This is a genomic window from Paenibacillus pabuli NBRC 13638, assembly GCF_001514495.1.
GTDB classification, from domain to species: domain Bacteria; phylum Bacillota; class Bacilli; order Paenibacillales; family Paenibacillaceae; genus Paenibacillus; species Paenibacillus pabuli.
The window spans coordinates 137,087-160,787 of sequence record NZ_BCNM01000009.1 but is presented as its reverse complement, the minus strand read 5'-3'; the positions used below and the strand labels follow the sequence as shown (position 1 = coordinate 160,787).

Genomic DNA, 23,701 nt, shown 5'->3' with positions numbered 1-23,701 from the left:
AATGACTTATACGAGGATCTTTAATTATCTGTACTATATCGTATATATACCATTAGGTAAAGAGATATGAAACAATTATGCCAAAAGGTAAAGGAAATGAGAGCGAGGGTTTTATTTTATCCTTAAAACGACCCAAAATGAAGGTTTACTCCGATCTCCAGAAAGTGGTATCCTCAAATAGAAATACGAACAAAATACGAACAAAATGTAAAGTTGAGACAAGTTGCATGATGGAGAGAAAGTGATTTTTTCTTTTCCGATTCCTGGCTGCTCGGAAATGATTCCAAAAGGCAACAGGGAAAACTTGAAAAATGCCGTTATGATTTCAGAGAACTGGATAACCCTAATAAAGATGAGATGAATGCGAGTTTAACTTTTATAGAATGAACTTTAAGTTACGCAAAACGAAGAGGACAGAAAAAAGCTGGAGAAGCGAAGCGCTCGCCTAAAAGCTTTCTGTAAGAAAGCTACGTCGAAAGCATAGGCCATCACTAGATTTTTACATTAGAAAATATAATCAAAAAAAATCTGGGGATAACAGCGATCGTAAGATTTTTCTGTCATCGGAGTCGAACATGCGGAGCTACTAGACTTTCATTCTATAACGAATGTTAGAGGAGGAGAATGAATATGGAACTGATGCTGCCCGAATTGGACCGACGCAAAACACAGACTGCTGTTGAAGCTGCGCTGGAAAAATACCGAATTTATAAAACGATTGCTTTTGAAGAACGAGAGGTGATGGTGACGGCGAGTTATGCAGAGCGTCTCCATGGTGCAACGAATGTGACCGGGGACTCCACTGCCAGAACGGCAATTTATAATGTGGATGTGCAGCGTGCACGTCAGGCTTACTGCGATACGATTGATTTTGTGGTGTCCCGTTTGAGCGAGAAGGAGCGTGTGCTCGTTAGAGAACGCTATCTGAAGGATGACGATGTATTTGACTATAAAGTGTATAACCATGTTTTTGATCCGCCAGTCAGTAAGGATACGTATACGAAGATTCGCACGCGTGCTTTCTATAAAATGGCGCTGGCCTTGTCCGACCGTGGTCTGATGAATATGGAACCATTATCTGTGTCTCGCAAAGAACGTCAGAAGTTGGGCTGAGAATGCAATGCTAGAACTTCATTCTTTTATATCCTCCGCTGATTGTATACAATAATTGAACAACAACACTAGGGATCAGTCAAAGGAGAGGAATCCGCATGACGGAACAAGCCGGGATGCAGGAGATGTATACACTGAAGACGATCGCGGAAACGCTCAATACGTCCAACGATCTGAATTTGATGCTGGAGACAGTGCTCGGTAAACTGCTGCAGCTGACCGGACTAACTGCGGGCTGGGTGTTCCTGATCGGTACGCAGGGTGAATACTCCTGTATTTCTGATCACGGTCTGCCTCCTGCTCTGCTGCGTAAAGACAAGCAGCCTATGCGCTGCGGTTCGTGCTGGTGCGTAAATCGCTTCCGGGACGGAAGATTGGATAATGCCGTCAATATTATAAATTGCAAGCGTTTGGAGGATGCCGTCGAACATCAATGGGGAGATACGCATGACATTACCCATCATGCAACGGTTCCGCTGCGCTCGGGGGAGAGAATGCTGGGACTTCTGAATGTTGCTGCTCCGGGGAAAGAGCATTTCAGTGATAGTGAGCTGGCACTTCTGCAGGCGGTAGCTTATCAGATCGGCAGTGCAATGGAACGGATGCGATTATACAGCGCGGAGCAAAGGCGTGCAGATCTGTACGTCAGGCTGGGGGAGTTCAGCCGTTCGCTGGGTATGACAGTCAATGATTGCAACAATGCAGATGATATGGCCAAGAGGGTTGTCAAGCTGCTGGGTCATCATTATGACTGGCCTTTTGTCGCAATCGTTTCCCAGAAGAATGGAAGCTTTCGGGTACAGGCTGCCCATATCCATGGCAAGGCTGAGTTGCCGACACGTTGCGAGCTTTCTTCCGAGGGGGAGAGTCATATGCAGCGTGTGATTCATTCTCACCGTGCAGAGATATTGTCGGGACCGGAAATTCAAGAAGTTTCTACACGATGCCCTAACACGGTGAATGCGTCCGCTCTACCCTTGGGCTTGGCCGCTCCCATTCCATTAAGTGCTCCTGGCGAAACGGCAGTGCTGGTGGTTGGATTAGCCTCGGCAAATGATTTCATCCAGGCAGATCGTGAGGTTCTCGATGCACTGGCTGAGCATATTACAGCCTCATGGGAAAGTTTGAGGCTGGTGGATAAACGCCGGGAGCTGACCCGATTGGAGGAACGAAACCGACTGGCCCGGGATTTGCATGACTCGGTGAATCAGATTCTGTTCTCCTTGTCTTTGACAGCCAAAGGTGCGGAGAGCATGCTGGCTGGTTCAGAACAAGAACAACTGCATCCGGCAGCGGAAGCCATGAAGGATATTCGCTCATTGTCGCAGGAAGCATTGAAGGAGATGCGCACCCTGATCATGCAGCTGCGCCCAGCGGGTCTGGAGTCTGGTCTGCTCAGTGCATTGCAGGAATATGGTACAGGGCAAGGGCTTCAGGTCGTTGTAACACGAACAGGGATGCGTTCCTTGCCTCGAAGCATTGAGGAAGAGTTGTGGCGCATTGGACAGGAAGCGCTCAATAATATACGTAAACACGCGGGAGTCACTTCCGCTGAGATCACTCTTCAGTTAAGCGGGAATGAAGCAATATTGACGGTAACAGATCGTGGGAAGGGCGGGGCCAAAAGGCGTGAAGCCATGCCCGCCACTTCACTTGGTCTCTCGATCATGAGGGAACGTGCCCAATCACTGGGCGGCAGCCTCGAACTTGCAAGTTCATCCCGTAAGGGAACGTCGGTAACGGTCGTCATTCCACTTCCGTCCGAATCTGTATAAAGTCAGGGGGAAGAAGATATGCCAATAACGATTTTACTCGCTGACGATCATGCGATGGTAAGGCGCGGATTACATGTATTTTTGTCCACACAGTCGGATATGAAAGTAGTGGGTGAAGCTTCGAACGGGCTGGAAGCCCTGGAACAGGCAGAAGAGTTGCACCCGGATGTCGTGTTGATGGATCTGCATATGCCAGTGCTTGACGGAATTGAGACAGCGAGAAGAATTCGTGCGCTCTTGCCTGGAGTCCGGATCATCGTGCTGACTTCCTTTTCGGATCAGGATCATGTGGTGCCCGCCGTGCGTGCAGGCGTGAAAGGGTATCTGCTAAAAGATATCGAGCCGGAAAACCTGGCCGTTGCCATCCGTAATGTGCATGCGGGTCAGGTAGAACTTCATCCAGCGGCAGCGGGACAATTGATGCATGTGATGGCTTCGTCTGAACTATCTGTGAATGATGAGCATCTCCGTGCCAATGCGCATACGCACACTCAGCCTCAGAAAAAGGAGCAGAACGGCCAGGTGAACGACTCTTGTTCGATTGACCGCAGTGGAGGACCGGACATGCTTACCCGTCGGGAGCGAGAAGTACTGGGGCTGATCGCACAAGGTTTAAGTAATAAAGAGATTGCTGTACAACTGGTTATTACCGAAAAAACGGTGAAGACTCATGTCAGTCATCTTTTGGATAAATTAGGGCTGGCAGATCGGACGCAAGCTGCGCTTCATGCCGTAAGAAATGGCTGGGTCGTGTGATTCAATTCCGACCTATTCTCAGTCTAAAGTCGTAGAAACTCAACCCAAAGGTTGAGTTTTTTTGTGCTGCAAGTTAAGTCTATCTGCCGACGATACCAAGATGGAAGCAAGGTAAGATAACAGTAGGGAAAGTTGGAAACGAAGCATACGGAATGTCTAACTACTTTGAGGGAGAGTGATATCAATGAATATTATGATTTTGGCAGGCAGTAATCGGAAAAATGCAACCAGTACACGTTTGGGAGAATATGCCGTGGAGGTAATCAGCGGTGAGGGGCATGAAGCCAGCCTGTTCGATTTGTATCAGACACCGCTCCCATTCTATGCGCCGGATGAAAAACAGAATGAAGATGCAAACCTGGCAGACTTGAATACACGCATGCTCGCGGCAGATGCCATCATTCTGTCTACACCGGAGTATCACGGCAGCATCAGTGGTGTACTCAAAAATGCATTGGATCACCTGAGCCAAGCTCACTTCAGTGGCAAACCAGTGTTGTCGATCAGTTCATCAGGCGGAGCCGTTGGTGTGAGCTCGCTTTTGCAATTGCAGGCCATTGTCCGCAATTTGCACGGCATTAACGCTCAGGAGTGGATATCCATTGGCGGTGCACAGCGGAGAAGGTTTGAAGCTACATTTGATGGATACGAAGAATATGAAGGCAGCCAAGATATTGAGGACCGGGTTCAGCGGGTCATCGGTTCATTTTTGAATCTGGCCCAAACGTTAACGGCTGCACGGAAATCTTCCGGGAGTTGAGATAAAGAAGTAATCGGAGGCTAACCATAGATTATAGAGAGAGAAAAGAGGTTTTTATCATGATTAAAGGCATATTTGAGACTCATCTGAACGTAACGAATCTGGAGAGATCCCATCATTTTTATGAACAGATCATTGGATTGCAGCACGCTTATGGGCAGAAGGAACGTGGGAACTCCTTTTACTGGATTGGCGGTGAAGGCAACGCGATGCTGGGACTGTGGCAAAAAGATCCTTCCGAGGTGAAGCGGCAGCATTTTGCGTTTCAGTTATCGTTGGAGGACATGAAGAAAGCTGTCACTTATCTGGAGGATAAAGGGATCAAGACGCGTAACTTTCTGGACGATGATATCGGTGAACTGTATGTATTCGGCTGGATGCCTGCGGTGTCCGTCTATTTTACCGATCCGGATGGTCATTACCTGGAATTTATATCGATGCTCCCGGATGAAGCGAAGCCTGAACTCGGCATGGTTCCCTGGAGTCAGTGGGAGAACATGCACGGTCGGGCGAAGGGGGACCTCGCATGATCTTTGAAGAAGTCAGGTTATCTACAGCACGACTGGAGGACATGAAACATTTTTATATTCATAGGCTGGGTTTAGGCCTGTTCGAGGAGACCGAGGATACCTTCACGCTGCAGATTGGACTGACAAAGATGATTTTCATGCAAAGTGAAACAGATCAACATCCGTTTTATCACTTCGCATGGTTGATTCCAACCAATCGTTTTCAGGAGGCGAAGGCATGGGCTGCGGCACGAGTACGTCTGAGTTGGCATGAGGAACAAGATCAGACTTACTCCACTAACTGGGACTCTCATTCGTTATACTTTGAAGACCCTGCCGGTAACATACTGGAGCTGATTGCTCATCATACGGTTCATAACGAGAGTGACCGCCCCTTTTCGGAGAAGGATCTGCTGCAGGTGTGTGAGGTGGGACTTGTCACGGAAGATGTACGCTCTGCGGTACAGGAATTGGAGCAGATGGGCTTGAAGCGCTGGGGTGAAATCAGTGACACTTTTGCCCCGGTAGGTGATGCGAACGGTCTGTTTATTGTAGTGAAAAAGGAACGAATCTGGTTCTTCTCCGAGCAAAAATCAAACATATATCCAATTGAAGTGTCCATCCGTGACGTTGGAAAACTTCGCATTGGCTAAAATTCGGAGCAAAAGGCAAAATGGGCATAAGTGCACCATTTGAATCATCATATAGAAAGTAAACGCTTTAAAGAGAGTGTTGATATGCATCGATGAAGGGTGGTGGCATGTTGGATCGACGTTTGTTGGAAGAAGGACTGACCATCATGGTGTCCAGTCGGGAGCGTACAGGTGATTTGTGGCACGCCCATTACGGGGCGGGTGCTATTGCGGCTTATTTTTGGGTGCGGGAAAATCGTCTCACTGCCCTTGCAGCGGGCAGTATTACGGCTGAAGCGAAAGCGATGCTTCGCCAGCACGGATTGAGCGACAGCCTGACCTCCAGGAATGGAGAGGTTTTGCCAAGGGAAGAGGCCGAAGCGCGTATTACGGAAGCGCTGGATCGAACCATCGGAGAGCTGCACTGGGTTGGCCATCAGGCGATCTATGGTGCCCTCAGTATGAAAGCCATTCGGGAACTGGATGGTTGGGGTACGGAGCATGACATGGACCAGATGGTTGAACTTATTGATTCGTTTGAACGAACCATTCCAGGTAGATCCTGGGTAAACACCACTGTGAAAGAAATTCGCAGCTTGAAGTTAAATGAGGCGGACGGATTCCCTGATATAGAACGCCCGGAACAATTGTCCCGGCTGATTCTGGATGAGCTTGGCGCATTTCGTACCATCTATCAGGCAGAAGCACATCATGATCTGATCGGCCACATGCTAACCTACGGGCACGCGCTTAACATATTATTTGAACTGGGTTATCCTGCTTTGTTCTACAAAGGAGTTCCACCTTTTCTCACCATGGTGAAGGCGCTGCGGCTGAGCCGGAATGTGGATATTGAGCAGGAGATGCCAACGCTGCAATCTCCAGTCGATCAATTGCCATTAATCCGTGCGGAGCGTTCCGTGGCACTGCCACATGAGCTGGATTACTGGCTTACCGACAGACGTTCCCGTGACTGGAACGGAGGTCATGTGTTCAAATTTCCATTCAGCTTCTATCATCATGTCCGTAACGTAAACTCGCTTCCGGAAAGCTGGGAAAACTTCCGCTATATTATTGCGTGAGAAAATAGACATTTAAGAGAGAGCACTGCCTGAAAAGGCGGTGCTCTGTTTTTATCTTTTAACGGGGCCAAATTTCAAGGATAAACAGGATCAGCATGACTCTGGACACCAGGAGGTATGGTGATTTTCGGATAGGCTGACGTGCTGTCCATACTCCCCAGGAACTCATAAGTGCAATACTCCCCCAGAATATCCACAAGGGAATGCCTTCGGGCGTCAATGGAAAGGACAGCGGGGGCAATCTCGTGAAACCAGTCCCAAGAAGAACAATGGTCATATAGACCAGCACAAGGAAAAGCAGCTCAAATAGCAGGGTTTGCAGCCAGAAATAATAGATGTGGAACACTCGAAGCAGAATGACCGTGACCAGGATAAACAGAATCCCAACGGATGAGAATGTTGCAGCGGTCCATCCAAGGAGTGATGAAGTTATAACATCTGTTTCCTGATAATAGGTATACATTGTCAACGCATACATAACGGGGCCAGCCATATAACTGGTAATAGCGATCCACAGATAGAACCAGAGCTTTTTTTTCATGATTGTATCCATCCTTTATTTAAATAGGGTTTGAAAGGCCACTTATATCATATAAACAGCATCAGGAATGGTTTGGTTGGATGATCAGGCAGAAGTCTCTGCAAGAAACCGACGTTTAACCGCCGTGATGGCGACAACAAATAGACGTAATCCATACGGATAACCGTCAGCGCAACCGATTTAAACATGTAAGATTGTATTATCGGATCAGCAGCAAGTGACCTATCCCGATAAGCACATACGCTAATGTACAGACCGGCCAAGGGCTGGTTTTTTAATGCGGTGATTGCACACTTGCTCTGATCGGGTACTAAAGAAAGATTGAATATATCTAACAGGAGGTTTTAGGATATGAAAACAGTATTGTATGTTCCACTGGATGATCGTCCAGCCAATCTAGATGACGTCGTTGTACAAGGAAAAGCAGCCGGTATCCATATCATTACACCGCACCTGGGTGACATTCAAAATCGTCTGGATTCCGAGAAAACAGTTGAAGGCACAACGCTGCTTGGAACGTCTACGCCTACGTATGGGAAACCGTCCAACATTCATGATTTCATTTTGAAAAATGCCGCCAAAGTCGATGGATTCATCATTTCTTCCGATATGCTCGCTTATGGGGGGCTGATCGGCAGTCGTCAGCTTCGTGAAGATGGAGGCGGCACCTATCCTGATTACGATCAGGACACCACCCGTTTGCTCGATGTGATCAAAGCGATTAAAGGGAAATATCCACGCAAACCGGTGTTTGTGATGGATACCATTATGCGGCTTGCCACCACCTCATTTGCAGATGGTCTCGCATTGGATGCGTACAACGAGTCACGTGCACTGATGCAGCAGCCGCGCCAGTCCTTTACGGCATTCGAGGATATTGTGAACGGGTACAACCTGTCTCCAGAGTCAACGGAATATGGGGAAACGACGTATTTTAATAAAGAACAGTACTACAACACCAGACAACATAAATTCAAAACGAATCTGTATATTCTGGATCAGCTTGCTCGCAAAGGATATATTGACTTCCTCGCCGTAGGAGTCGACGATGCGAATACACAGGGCGTTCAGATTAATGAGATCCATTATGTGGAAGCACGGATCAATGAATGGCTTGGTGGTACGGATGGACAAAATCCGGATCGGGCGATTATTCTTCCAGATGCGGATGGCTTGGGTCACGCTCTGGTGGCACGTATGGCGAATCAATTGCTTCGCGGCGGAGCGAAGACGCGGTATGCAGTTAAATATTTTGGCCCGCATGGTTCCACAATCATTAATACCTACGAATATATGAATCTGCACGAGAATGTGGTGCGCCATGTGGATATTGTTGGTGGTGTCGTTGTAGCGGATTCCGCTTATCCAGAGCCTGACGGGGCAACGGATACAACTTCCATTATGGAAAATGGGGATGGATTGACGAGTGCTGTATCTGTCGATGAAGCTTCTTCGTTTGACATGGCGTCTGAGCTGGATCGCATGACGAACCGCCATCCAGGTAAACCGGGAGAAAAGCCGGGGCTGGAGGTAGAAATTATTGCTATTACTGCACTGGATCAGGTGCAGGCGGCTGTGACGCAATTGACGAGTAATAGTGAGAAGGGTCTTCCTTCGGTGTTGATTGATTTTGTAGGAAAAGGTCCAGCCAACGTCGATATAGCCGAAGCACTCCTGAACAGTCCGTATACGGGCCGGGTTCTGGGTTACAGTGCATGGAATACGCCGGGAAACAAAATCGGTATGGCTGTGGGTATGGGGCAATCCCGTTTTGCTCTGATTACAACGGAAACACATGCCCACGCGTTGCGCGATGCCATGAATGCACATGGGTCATTGTTGTTCAAACGCTTCCTGAAAGATTACTACTATAAAGCTGTAGCGATTGCAGATATTCGTACGTATTCCAGAGCGCATGCGCTGTATACCAATGTGGCAACCCTCGCAGATCAAAATATGGTGCTGTTCAACTCTGAGGAGGATTATGCTCATTTGCAGGAATTGCTTCGGGATCTGATGCAGACCTACACCACAGCGCTGGCGAACAAAACAGCTTTTGCCCAAGGGAATGTAGCGATAAAACAAATGTGTAATGGAAGAGCAGTCTATGCGGAGTATTGCAGCGCACTGCTGGAATATACAAATCCCGATTTCATCTGGGGACGTGCGTTTGAGATCACGCTGAATCCGAAGGTTACGCTGAAATAAGCTATATTTTTTTAATTTGTGTTTTTGAAAGTGGAACGTAGCGAGCAGCATAAAGAAAGATAGCATCCTATTTTGATTAGGATGCTATCTTTTGTATGAAAATGATCAGCATATTCGGGGATTAGTTCAATTCGATAAATGATTTAAGCTTAGTAGTTATCTACTAAGCTTCCCTTCAGAACAACTTAGTAGAAAAGTACTATTTCGTCTGAATTCCGTTGACACCTTCATTTGTCTAACATTATATTAAGAATATGTAAAAAATATCCATTGAGAGAAGGGTGATTTAATGAAACACATTAAGAAGGCGCTATTATTATGTGGCTTAGCAGGTTTATTGTTTAGTAACATACAAGCTTATGCAACTCCAGTAACTGGTTACACATGGGGAAGCAGAAATATAACTTATCAAAACAATGGATCTAATAATTTCTACACAAACATTTGGACGAATGCTAGAGATGAATGGAACTTATCTACTGATATCTTTCTAAAAGCTGGTACGAATTCTAAATTTACTGCAGGCAATAAATCTGACAGTAATGTTAATTGGGATGGACACGCAGAGTGGACATTTAATATTATAACTGGAAATTATTCAACCATGAAAACATGGGTTAATACATACTTCACAACGCAGAGTCATTACAATACAGATAATGTAGAGGGTATCGCAACTCATGAATTTGGTCATGCTCTTGGGTTGGATCATGCTCCATTTGGTAATCCTACAGTTATGACTCCATATACATTTGAACGTAATTCTTCTGGAACTTTAGTAGACGGGCGTCCAAACAAGTCACCAACTTCATGGGACATTAACACCATTAATGTTCTTTATGATAATAACTTTGCTAAAGCTCAGAGTCATGAACCTGTTCTTGATGTTCCCGGAAATGTTTTGCAAAAGGCTCAAACCACACAAAAAGACTTGAAGATAAACCATTATTCCTGGGCTATTGGCTACAGCACTCTCGAAGCTCGTGCATATGATGCCGATCTTATTGTGAGTGGGACTATTAAAAACAAACTTAGTCCTCTCATTAAAAATGATGGTGAAACCGAAGAAGCATTTTACCAATCAGAGGTTGTTATAGAAAATGTCATTAAAGGAGAAGTTTCAGAAGGAGATTTAATTAATCTTCGGCAAATTGGTGGAGAAACAGAAACTTCTATTGTTTACTATGAGAATTCTACCGAACTCCAAGAAGGTACAGAAGTATTAATGTATCTAAAAAAGATCGACGATAATGTATACATTCCTATTAATGAGGATGAAAGTATCTTTATTAAACAGGATGTACAATCGTTTAAAACGGGTGACATTTCGTTCAAAAACCTTTACGATAATCGTTTGGTTACTCTTGATGAAGTTTCAACTTCCATTAATTAAAAGAAAAAGTCAAGGCCATCTAATAGGGGATCTAGTCTATACATGGAGGTAATATGAAAAGAAAATTACTACTCATACTGATCGTTTCTTTGATTTTACTTTTGATTGGGTGCTCTTCATCCAGAGAAAGTTTCCCTTCAGATAAAATGATAAACCTAAAGGAAGAAGTCTATTTTACAAGCAATGACATCATCTCAGAGGAGGAACTAGCTGAACAAATAGGTGAGATAGAGGTATCCTCGACCAATGAGAGAGATCACGGTGATGGGAACGTTATAAGTTCCAACACCTACAAAGTAGGTACAAAACTATTTAAAATCAAAAACGAAAACAGTATAGATATGATTGCAGTAGAGGACTCTACAGAGAAATACCTCATTGCCTATAATACCAAATACAAAGAAATAAACTAATGTTAATAAGACGTCTTATGCTTCAGCTAAATTTTCGTCTTTTTTCCACCCCAGTTACAACCTTAATCGCACCGAAGTCGTACGAATCACCATCCGCGCTAGGGATGAAAGGGTGTAAGATTGTATTATCGGATCAATAGCAAAGGACACACACCGAAAGCACATACGCTAATGTACAGACCGGCCACAAGGGGCCGGTCTTTTTGATGGCGGTGAATGGTGTCCGACTTTGACTCCGGTAGATATTCATAAGCTGCGTTAAGGGGGAATTCGCTGCTGCTACATTGTCGCTGCGCAATGCGGGCAGATCGCAAACTTGCAGCTGAAGGGGGCGAAATGAATGTGTCTAATCGTAGTGGATTACACACTTTGGCACACACAGACCGATTAAGCAGCGCCATCAGGCAAACGCTGAAGATGAAGCTGGAGGCGCTTGTCCCTGCCTGGAATGGCCGAGTACAGGATATTTCAGCATCGGGAGAGGTGTTAACCGGACCATGTGCCGTGATTGCTTTTGCGGAAGAAGTACCGAAGTCTGCTTGGGCGGGATATAGGAGGGTCATCAAAATCTCTCCATATGCACGTCCCGAAGACGGAGGCGCTGAACAAGTGGAAGCCTGGTCGTCAGCGCTGAAGGATGGACTGCATCAGGTTCGGCTGGAGGATGAGGAAGGCGGGGCATTTACCTGTATTTATCTGGGCTCCTCGGATTGCGATCGTGTGGACGCCAGTTCTGGACTGGTGACGCGCAGCCTGCGGTTTGGAGTGTATGTTCCGGAAACGATGGAACGCGCTCAAGCTGAAACAGCAGATTCGTGGATGGCTGCACTTCAAAGCTGGACACGAACTCAGCTTGGACAGGAATGGTCCGTATATGGGGATGCATGGCCCGGAGGTTATGGTATGCCGTCTGTGTTATGGCGTTTGGCCGGATGCAGCACAACTGCCGCAGGGACTTCGACGTTGGAGGTTCGACAGCAATGGGTTGGGCATGTGCAGGCTGCGAATGTAGGAGATGTCCGCGATACAGTCACACATCTGGTTGAACAACTGGCTGTGAAGACTCGTATTGCTTTGGCGGATACTGACGGTGCGCGATATTTGACGGTGGAAGAAGTTTCTGCCGACTTGCAGGCAGACGCCTACTTGAATGGACAGATTCGTCTGACATTGCAGCAGCGTATTCGCCGTCCGGGTACGGAAATACCTTTGATCCGCGAGATTCATCATAGCAAGGGGATTGTGTAAACGATCATCGAGAGGAACTCGGAGTACAGGTTCCAGATTGTAGCTTTGTAATGATCGCTTTAGCATCAAAATTGTAGATTCATAGGATCAAAAATTCATAGCTCAAAATTATAGCTTCATTCTTCAAGATCATAGCTCATAAATCATAGCGTAAGATCATCGTTTTACAAAATCTTAGTCAAACCATGAGGTGAGATGGCCATGGCAAGCTCCGTGAAAAAAAACACACAGGCTGCCCCGCAATATACGCGGGCCGAGCTGATTAATCATGCTGAAGCCCTCTTTGCCGTTAAGGCAGAGGTGCTGTACGGTGCGCTGTACGAAGCAGCGCAAGAGACGTTTTCCATTGAGGAAGCACAGGTTCGAATTAACCAATTTATGAAAGCGAAGGTGAAGGGATAATGGCAGGTGGAACTTGGGAGCAAACGAATCGTCCGGTCCTTCCGGGCTTATATATGAATTTTCAGGCGGCAGCGTCTTCGGCCATTCAGGCTGGTAATCGAGGAACGGTAGTTGTGCCGATCAAGGCAAACTGGGGTCCGGTAGGTACTTTTGTAGAAGTCGGCAGTGAAGCTGCGATTGAGCGTATTTTCTCGGCGCATGCCCTGGATAACGGAACAGCTTATACATCATTGAAGTTAGCTCTGCTGGGTGGACCGAAAAAGCTGCTCGCTTATCGGGTAGCCGGAGCAGCGGCAAAAGCAGCCACGCTTACGCTGAAAGACAGCAGTGATGCGGCCGTTCTGCAACTGGACGCCAAGTATCCGGGGGACCGAGGTAACGGGTTCTACGTCACGATTCAGCCGGGTGTAATTGATAATACGAAGCATGAAGTTCGCTTGTTTGAAGGCAATCGGATGCTGTACGCGCTTCTGACTGCGGATATTTCGGCGGCTGGCCTGGCGAAAGAGATTAACGCGGATGAAAGCAATATTTGGGTGAACGCTCAGGCGATTGGGGACGGCACAGGTGTCGTTGCAACCGTTGCGGGAGCGGCGTTCAAAGGGGGTGCGAGTGGCAACGACGGATTGACCAATGCGGAGTATATTGCCATGCAGGGCGCGCTGGAAGGCGAGCAATTTGACGTGTTGGCACTGGATTATGCGGCGGATGCACCTTTGCTGGCGAGCTTTGCAGCATGGGTGAAACGTGTGCGCAGTGAGGGTAAACCCGTGATGGCTGTATTCGGCGGTTCTGCGGCAGACGACACCTCTGCGACCGCAGCACAGAAGGCGGCAGCACGTTCACTCACGTTGAACCATGAGGGTGTAATCAATGTTGGTACGGGTGTGCGTCTGGGAGAGGCGTTCTACAGTTCGGCGGAAACGTCTGCCTATGTCGCGGGTCTGATCGCAGGACAACGCCTGAATGAATCCACAACCTACGCACCTTCTCCGTTCGATGACGTAACGCGTCGCTGGACTCGTGCAGAACAGGAGCAGGCGGTACAGAACGGTGTATTTATTTTCTTCCATGATGGACGTCAGGTGAAGGCGCTTCGCGGAGTAAATACACTCGTGACCCCGGCCGCAGGACAGAATAATGCCTGGAAAAAAATCCGTTCCATCCGCGTAATGGATGCGATTAACACGGATTTGCAGCGCTCCGCTGAAGATACGTATATCGGTAAAGTGAACAATACGGAAGAGGGCCGTCAGGCGCTGATCGGTGCAATGAAAGCCTATCTGGCACTGCTCGCACAGAGCAATGTCATTGAAGCTGATGGATACGATGTCGTTCTCGATCCGGCGTATTATGGTGCTGCACCAATTCTCAAGCCGGAGGCAGATCAGGTATTCCTGCAATGGAATGTGAAACTGACGGATGTAATGGAGCAGTTGTTTGGTACGTTTTACGTGCAATAAGGTTTGTGTAGAAGGAAACGGTATTTTAGAAGGAACTGCGATTCGGTGAACGGATGTTTTATACGATATTTTCTAATCTCAAGGAGGAATTGTCATGTTGGATGCGTCAAGAGTAATTCTCGGTACCCATGGTCAACTGCATATCGATGGTGTGTGGCAGACGAATATCAATAAGCTGGAGGCCAGCGTGGAAATCGAGAAGCGTGAGCTGAATCTGGTCGGAAACGACTGGAAGGTCCACAAGAATGGTGCGAAAAAAGGAACAGGCACGATGACGGGTTACAAAGTCACTTCGGATATGATCCAGCGCGGCTTCACCAAGTTCCAGATCATCTCGAAGCTGAACGACCCAGAATCCTATGGACATGAAAGTGTCTTGCTGAAGGGCTGCATGGTGGACAAAATCCAGCTCGCCAACTGGACAGCGGGTGAGGAAGTACCGGAGGAGACAGGTTTTACATTTGAAGGTTTTGAATTGTTGAACCCGATTGTTGCGAACTAAGGATGGAATGACTTCAAAGCTCGGAAAGACCTCGTAACGAAGCTTGTCTGATCAGGCGTACGGGCAACGAGACTTAACAGAGTGGGATACACAGGCAGGCCGAGAAATTCTCGGTCTCTTTGTTGTCCCTGAGTATGGAGATGTATTAACCCCAGTGTGAAATGAGAAGGAGATTATGCCCCATGAGTATGAATGAGAATCTGTCCGAAGAACAAATTTTGGATCAATTGTTTGAAGCAGCAGAGCGTCTGCCAGAAGAGAATGTACGCATTCAGCGTTTGGATTTGCTGCTAACCCTGCGTGGATTGACGTCCTCCAAGGTGGATCAGATCCGCGAACGCTGTACGATTCGGAAAACGGTCAAAGGCCGCACCGAGGAAAAGGTGGATACCGAAACGTTTAATGCTCTGCTGATCTCCGAGGCAACGGTGAAAATGAATGTACGCGGACTCGAGCTGTCCGGCTGGGGAGACAACCGTATCACAGGCCGCATGAAGCTGTCCGGTGGGGAACAAGCAGTTCGCCGCATGCTGCTCGCGGGTGAGCTGGATGCCGTTGGCGACAAGGTACTTGAGCTGTCCGGGTTCGGTGTGGAGATTGAAGACCTAAAAAACTGATTCACTCCGGCGGGATGACCACGTTCCTGTATCACATGTGGGTCCGTCATCATCTACGGCCCGGAGAGTTCTGGTCTTTGCCGCGCGGGGAGCGCTCGCTGTTGATTGCTTTCTCGGAAGAGGAAATGACAGCGATCACCTCGCAAATGAATCGATAACTAAATCGGGCAGGGGGTGAAAGAAATGGCAGAAATGATTGTGGGTTTATCCAAATCCAATGCGGAAATGCGAACGACGATCCGGTATCTGGATCAGATTCAGCGTTCTACGGAACGTCTGGGCAGAGTACGCTATCAGAGTTTGATCAAGGTGAACAATGAGCTGAGAACGACCGGGCGCAGGCTGGAAAGCATTTATAGCACGGCTGTGCGATTGAGCCGGCTGCAGATTACGCCGACGGTTGGGTTGATCGATAATCTGAGTCCGGCATTGGATCGTGCATTAGCGAAATTGAACAGCTTCAGGAACCAGATGGTTAAGGCTTCGGGTACGGTGTCGGTGGAAGTTCGACAGAAGGTTGAAGTGGCGATGGGGAAAATGAACCCGGCGAGTGGGCCATCGTTGGCATTGAATATTGGGAGCAATAATAATACGGTCAACAATCCGGCCAAGGAAGAAGAGCCAAAAAAGCTGTGGGAAAAATGGCTTGAAGGAATCCAAGCATTCAATGATGTGAAAGATGCACTCTTTAATGCAGGAGACATCATAAAGTTATTCAAAAAGAAAAAGGATGACAGTCCTGCACCAGATCCAACCAGAAGCCCTGCTTCTAAATGCTGCTGTTGCACAGGTGGGAAGATTGGTACGAGACGCAGCGTCCGTTCACCCAATGCGGATGGTGGTAGAGGGCCTGATCGTGGAAGACGAAGTTACCGAAGTGGCAGAAGATCAGGCAGCGGACCGAATCCAAGACCACTACCGAGACCGCCTGTACCTGATCCACCTAATCCTCCACCTGATCAAAATAGAAATGGAAGAAGAGGGCGAAGAATTAGAGGCGCGGGTGGCTTAGGGTTTGCTGACTCTGGTGTACTCGGATCTTTAACGGACATGCTGACAGGTAGCGGGTTGATGGATAATCTGAATGGCGGCTTCGCCAAAGGAGCAAAAAAATTACTTGGGCCGATTAGCATGCTTGCGGATGTGGCAAACGTTGCGACAGCCCCACCCGAAGAGCGCGGTCGTGCTGTCGGTTCCATGATTGGCGGCACAGCGGGTACAGCGATTGGTAGTGCCATCGGCAGTGTCCTTTTACCGGGAATCGGAACTTGGGTTGGTGGTGCTGTGGGTGGTTGGGCTGGAAGTGCAGCAGGCGAATGGATTGGGGACAAATCCAAAGATATTGGGAAATTTATGTCCAACGCAACCGAAGGAGTAGGTAATGCATTGTCGGGTGCAGCGGATTACGTCTCTGAGAAAACAAAGAGTATCACCGATGGCATATCCAGTTTCTTCGGTTTTGGCTCGAAGAAGGAGGACAAGGCCGTAACGGCAACAACGGCTGCTACCCCAACTCAAATAGCTACGGGTCCCATGATGCCGCCTCCATATGTGCCACCTGCGCTAACTACTACGGGGCCAGTTGCGTACTTGAACAGCAAGGGGGGTCAACCTACGTCGGCTGCATTCATGGGGACAAGTGTGATGCAGACCCAAGCGATGGCGCTCGGTAACGGGACTCAGACGAATGCCAATGGCAAATCGTCCACGATGACCGTACAAATATCCGAAGACCAGATGAGCAGTCTGTCCGGTTACCTCAAGGATTTCAAAACCGAGACGACCAATCAGATCACCGTAAACGTACCACAAGGAGCTGTGCAGGTGACTGTCCGGGAGAATGCCATCGACTACGATGCAATTTCACACCAGGTTGGGATGAGATTTGCAGGCGAAGTACGCCGTGCGATGGAAAACCGCAAAACCATTATGGCCTAAGCAGAAAGGAGGCCTGTCATGACTGTATTTGAAGATAACGTGGAAGGTGTCAACATGGAATTTACCCTGATCGATGGGAAAACGAAGTTTCAATTTCCAGTGAGACCGGAAGAACTGACGATCTCCCGATCCAAAGGGTACGAAACGATCAATATGCTGGAGCATGGCGAATTTGATTTTGCGCAGGGGGAGAAGGTGAAGGAGATCACCTTCTCTTCTTTTTTTCCAAAAGAATACGATGCGTCCTATTGCATGTACGAGCCTTTGCCTGATCCGCGTGTAGCGATGAATATGCTGAATACGTTTCTGGTTTCGAAAAAGCCGCTGCGCTTCATCATTACTAACACGGGCGTGAACGTGCCGGTGTATCTGATCTCTCACAATACGACCTTCCGGGGCGGTGAGAGCGGGGATATTTACTTTGACATTACGCTGCGCACGTGGCGGGATTCCAAAGTGGAGAAGGTTGGCGGCGCAGCATCTGCGAGCAAGTCGGGTTCACGTACGGATCTGAAAACGAGCAGCAAGACCTACACCGTCAAATCTGGCGATTCCCTGTCCAAAATAGCAAAGCTTGAGCTGGGCAGCAGTTCCAAATGGAACGAGATCTACAAGCTGAACGCTAAGATCATCGGGAGTGATCCGAACCGGATCAAGCCAGGACAAAAGCTGGTGATGCCATGACCTACAAGGTCATTGTGGACGACAAACATGACATCACCAAGCTGGTGGAGACGATTACGCTGAAGGACTCGCTCGACCAGATTGCCTATCAGGCCAACATCCGGCTGGCGGTGTCTGCATCTTCAGGTCTGCCTGCGATATCACCGGGTATGGCGGTGCGGATCAGCGGGGTTCCTTTTGGCGAAAAATCAATGGTTCACCTGCTGCACCCTGCCGTCATCTGGGAAGTGGAAAGCTCAAACAGTGGCACCAAGCGGCTGTCCCTGACCGTCTACGACCGGATGATTTATCTGGAAAAATCGGAGGATGAGTTCCTGCTGCCGAAGGATCAGACCGCTACGCAGCGACTCAAAACGTACGCCAAGGAATGGAAAATTCCATATGCCGCGCTGCCGGATACCCAAACGAAGCTGAGCAAAGCGGTGTATCGGTCGCAGACGATTTTTTCGATGATGTTTGCCGATCTGAAGGAAACGGTGAAGTCCGGTGGGGATATGTATCATCCGCGGATGACGCCGGGCGGATTGCAGCTTTTTAAGGTAGGCAGTAATGCGAAGGTGCACGAATTGGATCGGCTGATCGATCTGACCCAGATGCGTACGCTCGAAGGCGCGGTCACCAAAGTTAAAGTGATGGCGGCCTCGGAGTCCAGCAGCGGCAAAGAGGTTCCTTCCAAGGTGCTGGCAATTGAGCAGGACGGTGTAGCCGAACTGGGCACGCTGCAAAAGCTGATCGAGGACGATCAGGTCAAAACAGCGACTGCCGCCAAGAAGCTGGCAAAAAGCCGTTTGACGGGTATTCAGGAGACCTTTACCGTATCTGCACCAGACGTGAATACGATTCGTGCCGGAGACGCTGTACTGCTCAAAGGGCTGAAACTGATCGTCATGTCGGTTAGTCGTGATCTATCTGCCGGACCTGGAACGATGACGTTGGAGCTCGGCACGGTCGAGATGGTGAAAAGGAGGGTTTACCTTGAATAAAGATGATCCGTACGGGCATTTTGCCGAGGTCATGCGGGGTGCGATGAGTACTCATTCCCGTCAGGCCGTGAGTGGCATGGGCGCTGTGCTGGGTACGATGACTTCATCCGGCGTGAAGCTGGACGATTTCAAGCACGAAGTGCAGGACTATCTCGTGGCCGAGTTACCGGGCACGCTTGGGCTGCCGGAGCGCGAGGCTGCTGGCGCGATTTCCGGTATACCTGACGTGGCAAACGGCGGAACAACGGGCACGGGACGGTTTCTTTTGCAAGAAGGGGAAGTGGAAGAAGCGGTGTGGTCTCTTGGTAAAGGATTGAAAGCCGGAGATCGTGTGCTGGCGATGCGGGTGAATGGCGGTAACGACATTGTGGTGCTGTGTAAGGTGGTGAGTGCGCATGCCTAGTTTGTTCCCGGAAACGGGTGTGGTATGGGGAGATGAGGAAGATCTGTCGGGGGCGGCTTCGGAAGAGGTGCGGTTTGGACGGAGCTGGCGATTCGATTACGATGCGGGGGATTTTGTGCTGACCCCAAGTGGTAAAGTCGCTGCGGCAGGTGCACATGAAGCCTGGATACAGTGGTGCATCAAGGCGGTGAAGACGCCGCGGTACAGACATGTGATTTACTCCCGAAACTATGGATCAGAGCTGGATGAGTTGGTGGGTCAGGGTGACAGCCGGGGCGTGATGGAGAGTGAGATCACCCGGATGGTTACGGAGACGCTGCTGGCTGATCCACGCACGGATTTGGTAGACCAGTTTACGTTCGATTGGAATCGGGAGCAGTGCAAGTTCTCATGCCGGGTGGCGAGTGTGCAGGAAGAGATGTTTATTCTGGAAAGTGAGGTGATCTGACGGGATGGCTGAGATTCCGCGTTATTTGGAGGACCAGACGGAGGAACAGATTATGCAGCGTATGCTGGATCGTCTGCCCGCGGATCTGGACAAGTCGGAAGGTTCTTTTCTGTGGGATGCAGAGGCTCCGGTTGCGTTTATGCTGTCTGAGGCGGCTTTGTGGGCGCAGGAACTGCTGCGGCGCGGGTTTGCAAGTACGGCGGCGAGCAGTGATCCGAATTTTCGTTCGGAGGAGCTGGATTTGCGGGCGGGGGAGCATGGGCTTACGCGGCGGGCTGCGGTAGCGGCACAGGGTGTGGTGAGGTTCGTGGGTACGCCGGGCAAGGTGATTCCTGCGGGTACGGTTGTGGCTACGTTGGCAGATGAAATCTCCGGTGAGGCTTCGCTCGAATATGAAACCGTTGGTCGAGTGGAGTTGGGAGAAGATGGTCTGGGTAGTGTTGGCGTGCGGGCGCTCGTTGCCGGAAAAGAAAGCAACGTGCCTGCAGGCACCGTGACCGTGCTGTCCACACCAGTGAGTGGCGTTACCTCTGTAACCAACGTTGAGGTGATTAAAGGCGGTGCAGATATTGAGGCAGATACGGCGCTGCTGGAACGCTTTTATGCCAAAGTCCGCAATCAGGGGACCAGCGGCAACAAAGCACAGTATGTGCAGTGGGCCAGTGAGGTGCCAGGTGTTGGTGCAACTCGTGTCATACCGTTATGGAAGGGGCCGGGTACGGTGGGATTGTATTTGCTGGATACGGACAAACGTGCCGCGGGAACCGATCTGGTGGCGTCTGTGCAGAAATACGTGGACCCAACGCAGGATGGACAGGGTGAAGGTGTTGCCCCCGCTGGTCCTGTAGTGACGGTTATGCCAGCAGAAGAAGTACCAATGAACATTCAGGTGAAGCTGACCCTTGCGAGTGATGCGACGTTGGCAGATGTACGAGCATTGATCGAACTCGGGGTGACTGCGTATTTGAAGCAGCTTGCTTTTGCCGATCCGCTTGTACGCTACACCCGGATTGCCGCGATCCTGCTGGACATTCCGCCGATTATCGATTATTCGGAGCTAACCGTGAACGGTGTGAGCGACCAGAATATCGAGATGACAGCGAGTCAGGTGGCGGTGCTGGGGACGGTGGATTTGCATGAGTAGAGGCGTAGTGGAGGATGCAAAGCGTAGTTATAGCGGCATCGGTAGTATGGGGCATGGGGAATGTTCCGACCATGCTGCATCCGGTTCAGCTGGAAGAGAAAAAAGCGCTGGACAAGAAGAGTGCTTGGGTCGTGCGGTACGCCGCTCGGGAACGCAGCATTTGAGCGAAGGTGTTTACGTTGATGTGAGAGGAAGGGAGGGGACAGGGCATGAGTGCTCCTTCTGCTGTACCTGTTGGATTGACGAGTGAGAAAGGGCGGGAACTCTTTTCGTATTTGCCGAGCTATTATGAGACTTCCCGCGTGATGCAGGCCGATATGCAGTCCAAAGGAACCGAGATGGATCTGCTGTATCAGGCGCTGGATGAGACATTGGATCAGTTCTTTGTCCGCACGTCGACGTGGGGTTTGGACTTCTGGGAGCAGGAGCTTGGCATTGAGACGGATCGTCTCAAACCAGTAGACCAGCGGCGTGCGGTGGTCGAATCGAAGCTGCGCGGTGCCGGGAAATTTTCCGGTAGGCTCGTGGCGAATGTAGCTGAGGCGTATGCCGGGGGCAAGGTGGATGTGACGTTTCAGCCGGAAGCATGGAGCTTTACGGTGAGCTTTGTGGATACGATGGGCATTCCGCCCAATATTGATGATCTCAAACGTGCGATTGATGAACTGAAACCGGCTCACATGGCCGTGGAATATGAATATCACTATCTGATCTGGGACGATCTGGACAACAAACAGATGACCTGGGATGAACTGGATGCCGCGTCCCTGACGTGGAATGAACTGGAGGTGTGGGCGTAATGCCACAAGAAACGGATCGACTGAAATTGCCTCTTCCCTTGGGGAATGAGAACGTAACCCGGGAGAGTATTAATGGGATTTTTGAAAAGATTGATGAGGGTGTTGCAACGCAGGCGGATTTGGATGCGCTTCGTGAAGCGGTGAGTCAGATGGATATTCCCGATGCGTCTTTGACGCAGAAAGGGAAGGTGCAGTTATCGAGCAAGACGGATGGAACTTCTGAGACGGTGGCGGCGACTGAGAAGGCGGTGAGGGATGCAAAATTAAGTGCAATAAGTGCATCTAATGGATACGTAGATGATAAGCAATGGCAAAAAAGAAAATTAACACAAGATAACGGAACTACTCTATCCGCTCATGGATTAGATCTAAATACTCTAATGACCACAGGATTTTACTCTGGTGGAGAAATGATTAATGCTCCCAACAACCAATACTACTATATCGAGGTGCAAGCACATCTTCAGGGAGCATATGTCATTCAGATAGCTAGGAGTATATACGAAGACACGTTCCAGCAACGGAGGTACACAAGCGAGCATGGATGGACGGCGTGGAGGAAGAACGTGTACAATTTTCAAACTCACAAAGTAACACAGGACGATGGAGCGACCATTCAACTCCTTAATGGATTTGATCTTAATTCTCCTGGGTTATTAACCGGGAAATATCGTGGCTTTGCAATGACTAATGCACCAGATGGTGGCTGGTGGCACATAAATGTTTCACTGCATAATGATCTTTTCATGACGCAGGAAGCTCTAGCGTTGGAAGGAGTTCCAAGGTATAGGCAGCGTGTCATGACAAATGGCGTTTGGAGTGCTTGGAGTCCTGACGTTTTTCAATCTGGCGTTGATGCTAAAAATGGGATCGTGGATGCCATTAACGCCAAGGGTATTAGTGCATCCACAAGTGAGACATGGGCGGTACTTAAAGATAAAATTTTGGCGATATCGACAATATCTCCAGGCTCTTTTTCAATCTATTCCGCGCCAACAGGGAGTACTACAAACGGTTCTTTGACTCTGTTTAGAGGAATTAAGATTAGTAAATCAGGTAACTACAAATTGACATATAGACTTGTTTCCACTGGCGGAGCGTTAGCTACTGTCAGGTACATGAAAGATGGTGTCCAGTTCACATCTGATAGTACAACCACAGGTGAACAAACTGTTGGCTTGCTAAACATAAGATTGGAAGCAGGACAAGAACTTCAAATTTATTATTTTTCAGCCAGCGCCGGGAGTTCGGCGTCAATACAAAACTTCACTTTGGGCATAGATATGACAGTTGTAGCGAGGATGGGTTAGGTGTGTAGACTAATATCAACCTTAGCTTAAGAACGATCCACGAGCTTATACCGCCTATAATACCCAATAAAAAAACGCTCATATTGAATCTTATCAAGCCATCATTGAGATGGCATGATATCGTCGCCAGGAGCTATCGACAGGCTTAAGAGGTTGTTAGTCAATTTATTCAAGATTACAACATCATTCGCCTGCATGGCAGTATCTACGATTTCTCTCCATATGAATATATGAAGGCAGTCGAAGATAGAACTTTAAAACTGAAGCAAGTGAAAGTCTAGTACCATTCAAACGCACATATCCGAGTAAATGTGAGTATTTTAAAGCTTTACATCGAATAAGAGGTACAGTGTCCACAATAAGGTGGTAACCGGTGTTGAGTGTGGTACCTGATGCGGGTTAAGCTTGCTGATTCAAAAGGGATTGATCAAACTCGAGCAAATACCTGTAAGGAGTCGAGAGAAAGTGGCTGAAGCACTGCATGCTATCAGAATAGATTCAAATGAAATTATTGAGTAGTTAGCACGCCCAACAACGGAGCGTGTTTTTTTATGTACCTATTAAAGATCTCAAATAT

General features: G+C 48.6%; 27 protein-coding genes. 25 read left to right on the top strand and 2 right to left on the bottom strand.

What is annotated here, in order from left to right:
• Nucleotides 1-630: 630 nt before the first annotated feature.
• The 7 genes from PPA03S_RS14065 to PPA03S_RS14035 all read left to right on the top strand — a co-directional run bounded on the left by PPA03S_RS14065 (nucleotide 631) and on the right by PPA03S_RS14035 (nucleotide 6,627).
• Complete coding sequence (locus PPA03S_RS14065; RefSeq protein WP_062323889.1) at nucleotides 631-1,113, top strand: ArpU family phage packaging/lysis transcriptional regulator; 483 nt, start codon at nucleotides 631-633, stop codon at nucleotides 1,111-1,113.
• Between the two features lie 98 nt (nucleotides 1,114-1,211).
• Nucleotides 1,212-2,888 carry a GAF domain-containing sensor histidine kinase gene (locus PPA03S_RS14060; RefSeq protein ID WP_062323886.1) on the top strand — a complete coding sequence of 559 codons (1,677 nt, stop codon included), beginning with the start codon at nucleotides 1,212-1,214 and terminating at the stop codon, nucleotides 2,886-2,888.
• Nucleotides 2,889-2,906: 18 nt separating this feature from the next.
• A complete protein-coding gene (locus PPA03S_RS14055) occupies nucleotides 2,907-3,644 on the top strand; it encodes a response regulator (RefSeq protein ID WP_062323884.1) in 738 nt (245 codons plus the stop codon).
• Between the two features lie 184 nt (nucleotides 3,645-3,828).
• Nucleotides 3,829-4,404, top strand: a complete 576-nt coding sequence (locus tag PPA03S_RS14050) for an NADPH-dependent FMN reductase (RefSeq protein ID WP_062323882.1) — start codon at nucleotides 3,829-3,831, stop codon at nucleotides 4,402-4,404.
• A gap of 59 nt (nucleotides 4,405-4,463) precedes the next feature.
• Nucleotides 4,464-4,934 (top strand): VOC family protein, encoded by a 471-nt coding sequence (locus PPA03S_RS14045; RefSeq protein ID WP_062323880.1) that lies wholly within the window; start codon nucleotides 4,464-4,466, stop codon nucleotides 4,932-4,934.
• Nucleotides 4,931-5,566 (top strand): VOC family protein, encoded by a 636-nt coding sequence (locus PPA03S_RS14040; protein WP_062323878.1) that lies wholly within the window; start codon nucleotides 4,931-4,933, stop codon nucleotides 5,564-5,566. Before PPA03S_RS14045 ends, PPA03S_RS14040 begins: the two co-directional genes overlap by 4 nt.
• A 92-nt stretch (nucleotides 5,567-5,658) precedes the next feature.
• Complete coding sequence (locus PPA03S_RS14035; protein WP_245683617.1) at nucleotides 5,659-6,627, top strand: hypothetical protein; 969 nt, start codon at nucleotides 5,659-5,661, stop codon at nucleotides 6,625-6,627.
• Between the two features lie 58 nt (nucleotides 6,628-6,685).
• Here the strand turns inward: PPA03S_RS14035 and PPA03S_RS14030 are convergent, their stop codons facing one another.
• A complete protein-coding gene (locus tag PPA03S_RS14030; RefSeq protein WP_062323874.1) occupies nucleotides 6,686-7,168 on the bottom strand; it encodes a hypothetical protein in 483 nt (160 codons plus the stop codon).
• A 47-nt stretch (nucleotides 7,169-7,215) separates the two neighbouring features.
• Nucleotides 7,216-7,356 carry a hypothetical protein gene (locus PPA03S_RS33340; RefSeq protein ID WP_167666036.1) on the bottom strand — a complete coding sequence of 47 codons (141 nt, stop codon included), beginning with the start codon at nucleotides 7,354-7,356 and terminating at the stop codon, nucleotides 7,216-7,218.
• Between the two features lie 163 nt (nucleotides 7,357-7,519).
• On the opposite strand from PPA03S_RS33340, the gene PPA03S_RS14025 reads away from it, so the two are divergent.
• The 18 genes from PPA03S_RS14025 (at nucleotide 7,520) to PPA03S_RS13950 (ending at nucleotide 23,124) form a co-directional block, all read left to right on the top strand.
• Nucleotides 7,520-9,376, top strand: a complete 1,857-nt coding sequence (locus tag PPA03S_RS14025) for a DUF4127 family protein (RefSeq protein ID WP_062323865.1) — start codon at nucleotides 7,520-7,522, stop codon at nucleotides 9,374-9,376.
• 289 nt (nucleotides 9,377-9,665) lie between these two features.
• A complete protein-coding gene (locus PPA03S_RS14020; protein WP_062323863.1) occupies nucleotides 9,666-10,769 on the top strand; it encodes a matrixin family metalloprotease in 1,104 nt (367 codons plus the stop codon).
• Nucleotides 10,770-10,822: 53 nt separating this feature from the next.
• Nucleotides 10,823-11,182: a hypothetical protein gene (locus PPA03S_RS14015; protein ID WP_062323861.1), complete on the top strand. Its 360-nt coding sequence runs from the start codon at nucleotides 10,823-10,825 to the stop codon at nucleotides 11,180-11,182.
• 297 nt (nucleotides 11,183-11,479) lie between these two features.
• Nucleotides 11,480-12,430: a hypothetical protein gene (locus PPA03S_RS14010; RefSeq protein ID WP_062323860.1), complete on the top strand. Its 951-nt coding sequence runs from the start codon at nucleotides 11,480-11,482 to the stop codon at nucleotides 12,428-12,430.
• Between the two features lie 201 nt (nucleotides 12,431-12,631).
• Entirely contained in the window at nucleotides 12,632-12,832 is a 201-nt protein-coding gene (locus tag PPA03S_RS14005) for a YqzN/YkzM domain-containing protein (RefSeq protein WP_062323858.1), read from the top strand.
• Nucleotides 12,832-14,295 (top strand): phage tail sheath subtilisin-like domain-containing protein, encoded by a 1,464-nt coding sequence (locus PPA03S_RS14000; protein WP_062323856.1) that lies wholly within the window; start codon nucleotides 12,832-12,834, stop codon nucleotides 14,293-14,295. The genes PPA03S_RS14005 and PPA03S_RS14000 overlap by 1 nt, the downstream gene beginning before the upstream one ends.
• A gap of 94 nt (nucleotides 14,296-14,389) precedes the next feature.
• A complete protein-coding gene (locus tag PPA03S_RS13995) occupies nucleotides 14,390-14,797 on the top strand; it encodes a phage tail tube protein (RefSeq protein WP_062323853.1) in 408 nt (135 codons plus the stop codon).
• Nucleotides 14,798-14,979: 182 nt separating this feature from the next.
• A complete protein-coding gene (locus tag PPA03S_RS13990) occupies nucleotides 14,980-15,414 on the top strand; it encodes a phage tail assembly chaperone (RefSeq protein WP_062323851.1) in 435 nt (144 codons plus the stop codon).
• 35 nt (nucleotides 15,415-15,449) lie between these two features.
• Nucleotides 15,450-15,572: a hypothetical protein gene (locus PPA03S_RS34260; RefSeq protein ID WP_281189057.1), complete on the top strand. Its 123-nt coding sequence runs from the start codon at nucleotides 15,450-15,452 to the stop codon at nucleotides 15,570-15,572.
• A gap of 25 nt (nucleotides 15,573-15,597) precedes the next feature.
• Nucleotides 15,598-17,352 (top strand): hypothetical protein, encoded by a 1,755-nt coding sequence (locus tag PPA03S_RS13985; protein ID WP_062323849.1) that lies wholly within the window; start codon nucleotides 15,598-15,600, stop codon nucleotides 17,350-17,352.
• Between the two features lie 54 nt (nucleotides 17,353-17,406).
• Nucleotides 17,407-18,036 carry a LysM peptidoglycan-binding domain-containing protein gene (locus PPA03S_RS13980; RefSeq protein ID WP_062324019.1) on the top strand — a complete coding sequence of 210 codons (630 nt, stop codon included), beginning with the start codon at nucleotides 17,407-17,409 and terminating at the stop codon, nucleotides 18,034-18,036.
• Nucleotides 18,033-19,019, top strand: coding sequence for an XkdQ/YqbQ family protein (locus PPA03S_RS13975; RefSeq protein WP_062323847.1), 987 nt, complete (start codon nucleotides 18,033-18,035; stop codon nucleotides 19,017-19,019). The genes PPA03S_RS13980 and PPA03S_RS13975 overlap by 4 nt, the downstream gene beginning before the upstream one ends.
• Complete coding sequence (locus PPA03S_RS13970) at nucleotides 19,012-19,422, top strand: hypothetical protein (protein WP_062323845.1); 411 nt, start codon at nucleotides 19,012-19,014, stop codon at nucleotides 19,420-19,422. The genes PPA03S_RS13975 and PPA03S_RS13970 overlap by 8 nt, the downstream gene beginning before the upstream one ends.
• A complete protein-coding gene (locus tag PPA03S_RS13965; protein WP_062323843.1) occupies nucleotides 19,415-19,870 on the top strand; it encodes a DUF2634 domain-containing protein in 456 nt (151 codons plus the stop codon). The genes PPA03S_RS13970 and PPA03S_RS13965 overlap by 8 nt, the downstream gene beginning before the upstream one ends.
• 4 nt (nucleotides 19,871-19,874) lie before the next feature.
• On the top strand, nucleotides 19,875-21,014 hold the full coding sequence (locus PPA03S_RS13960; protein ID WP_062323841.1) for a baseplate J/gp47 family protein: 1,140 nt from the start codon (nucleotides 19,875-19,877) through the stop codon (nucleotides 21,012-21,014).
• A 14-nt stretch (nucleotides 21,015-21,028) separates the two neighbouring features.
• Nucleotides 21,029-21,178: a hypothetical protein gene (locus PPA03S_RS32865; RefSeq protein ID WP_157284153.1), complete on the top strand. Its 150-nt coding sequence runs from the start codon at nucleotides 21,029-21,031 to the stop codon at nucleotides 21,176-21,178.
• A gap of 45 nt (nucleotides 21,179-21,223) precedes the next feature.
• Nucleotides 21,224-21,814: a YmfQ family protein gene (locus tag PPA03S_RS13955; RefSeq protein ID WP_062323838.1), complete on the top strand. Its 591-nt coding sequence runs from the start codon at nucleotides 21,224-21,226 to the stop codon at nucleotides 21,812-21,814.
• A complete protein-coding gene (locus PPA03S_RS13950; protein ID WP_062323836.1) occupies nucleotides 21,814-23,124 on the top strand; it encodes a pyocin knob domain-containing protein in 1,311 nt (436 codons plus the stop codon). Before PPA03S_RS13955 ends, PPA03S_RS13950 begins: the two co-directional genes overlap by 1 nt.
• The last annotated feature ends 577 nt before the right edge of the window (nucleotides 23,125-23,701 follow it).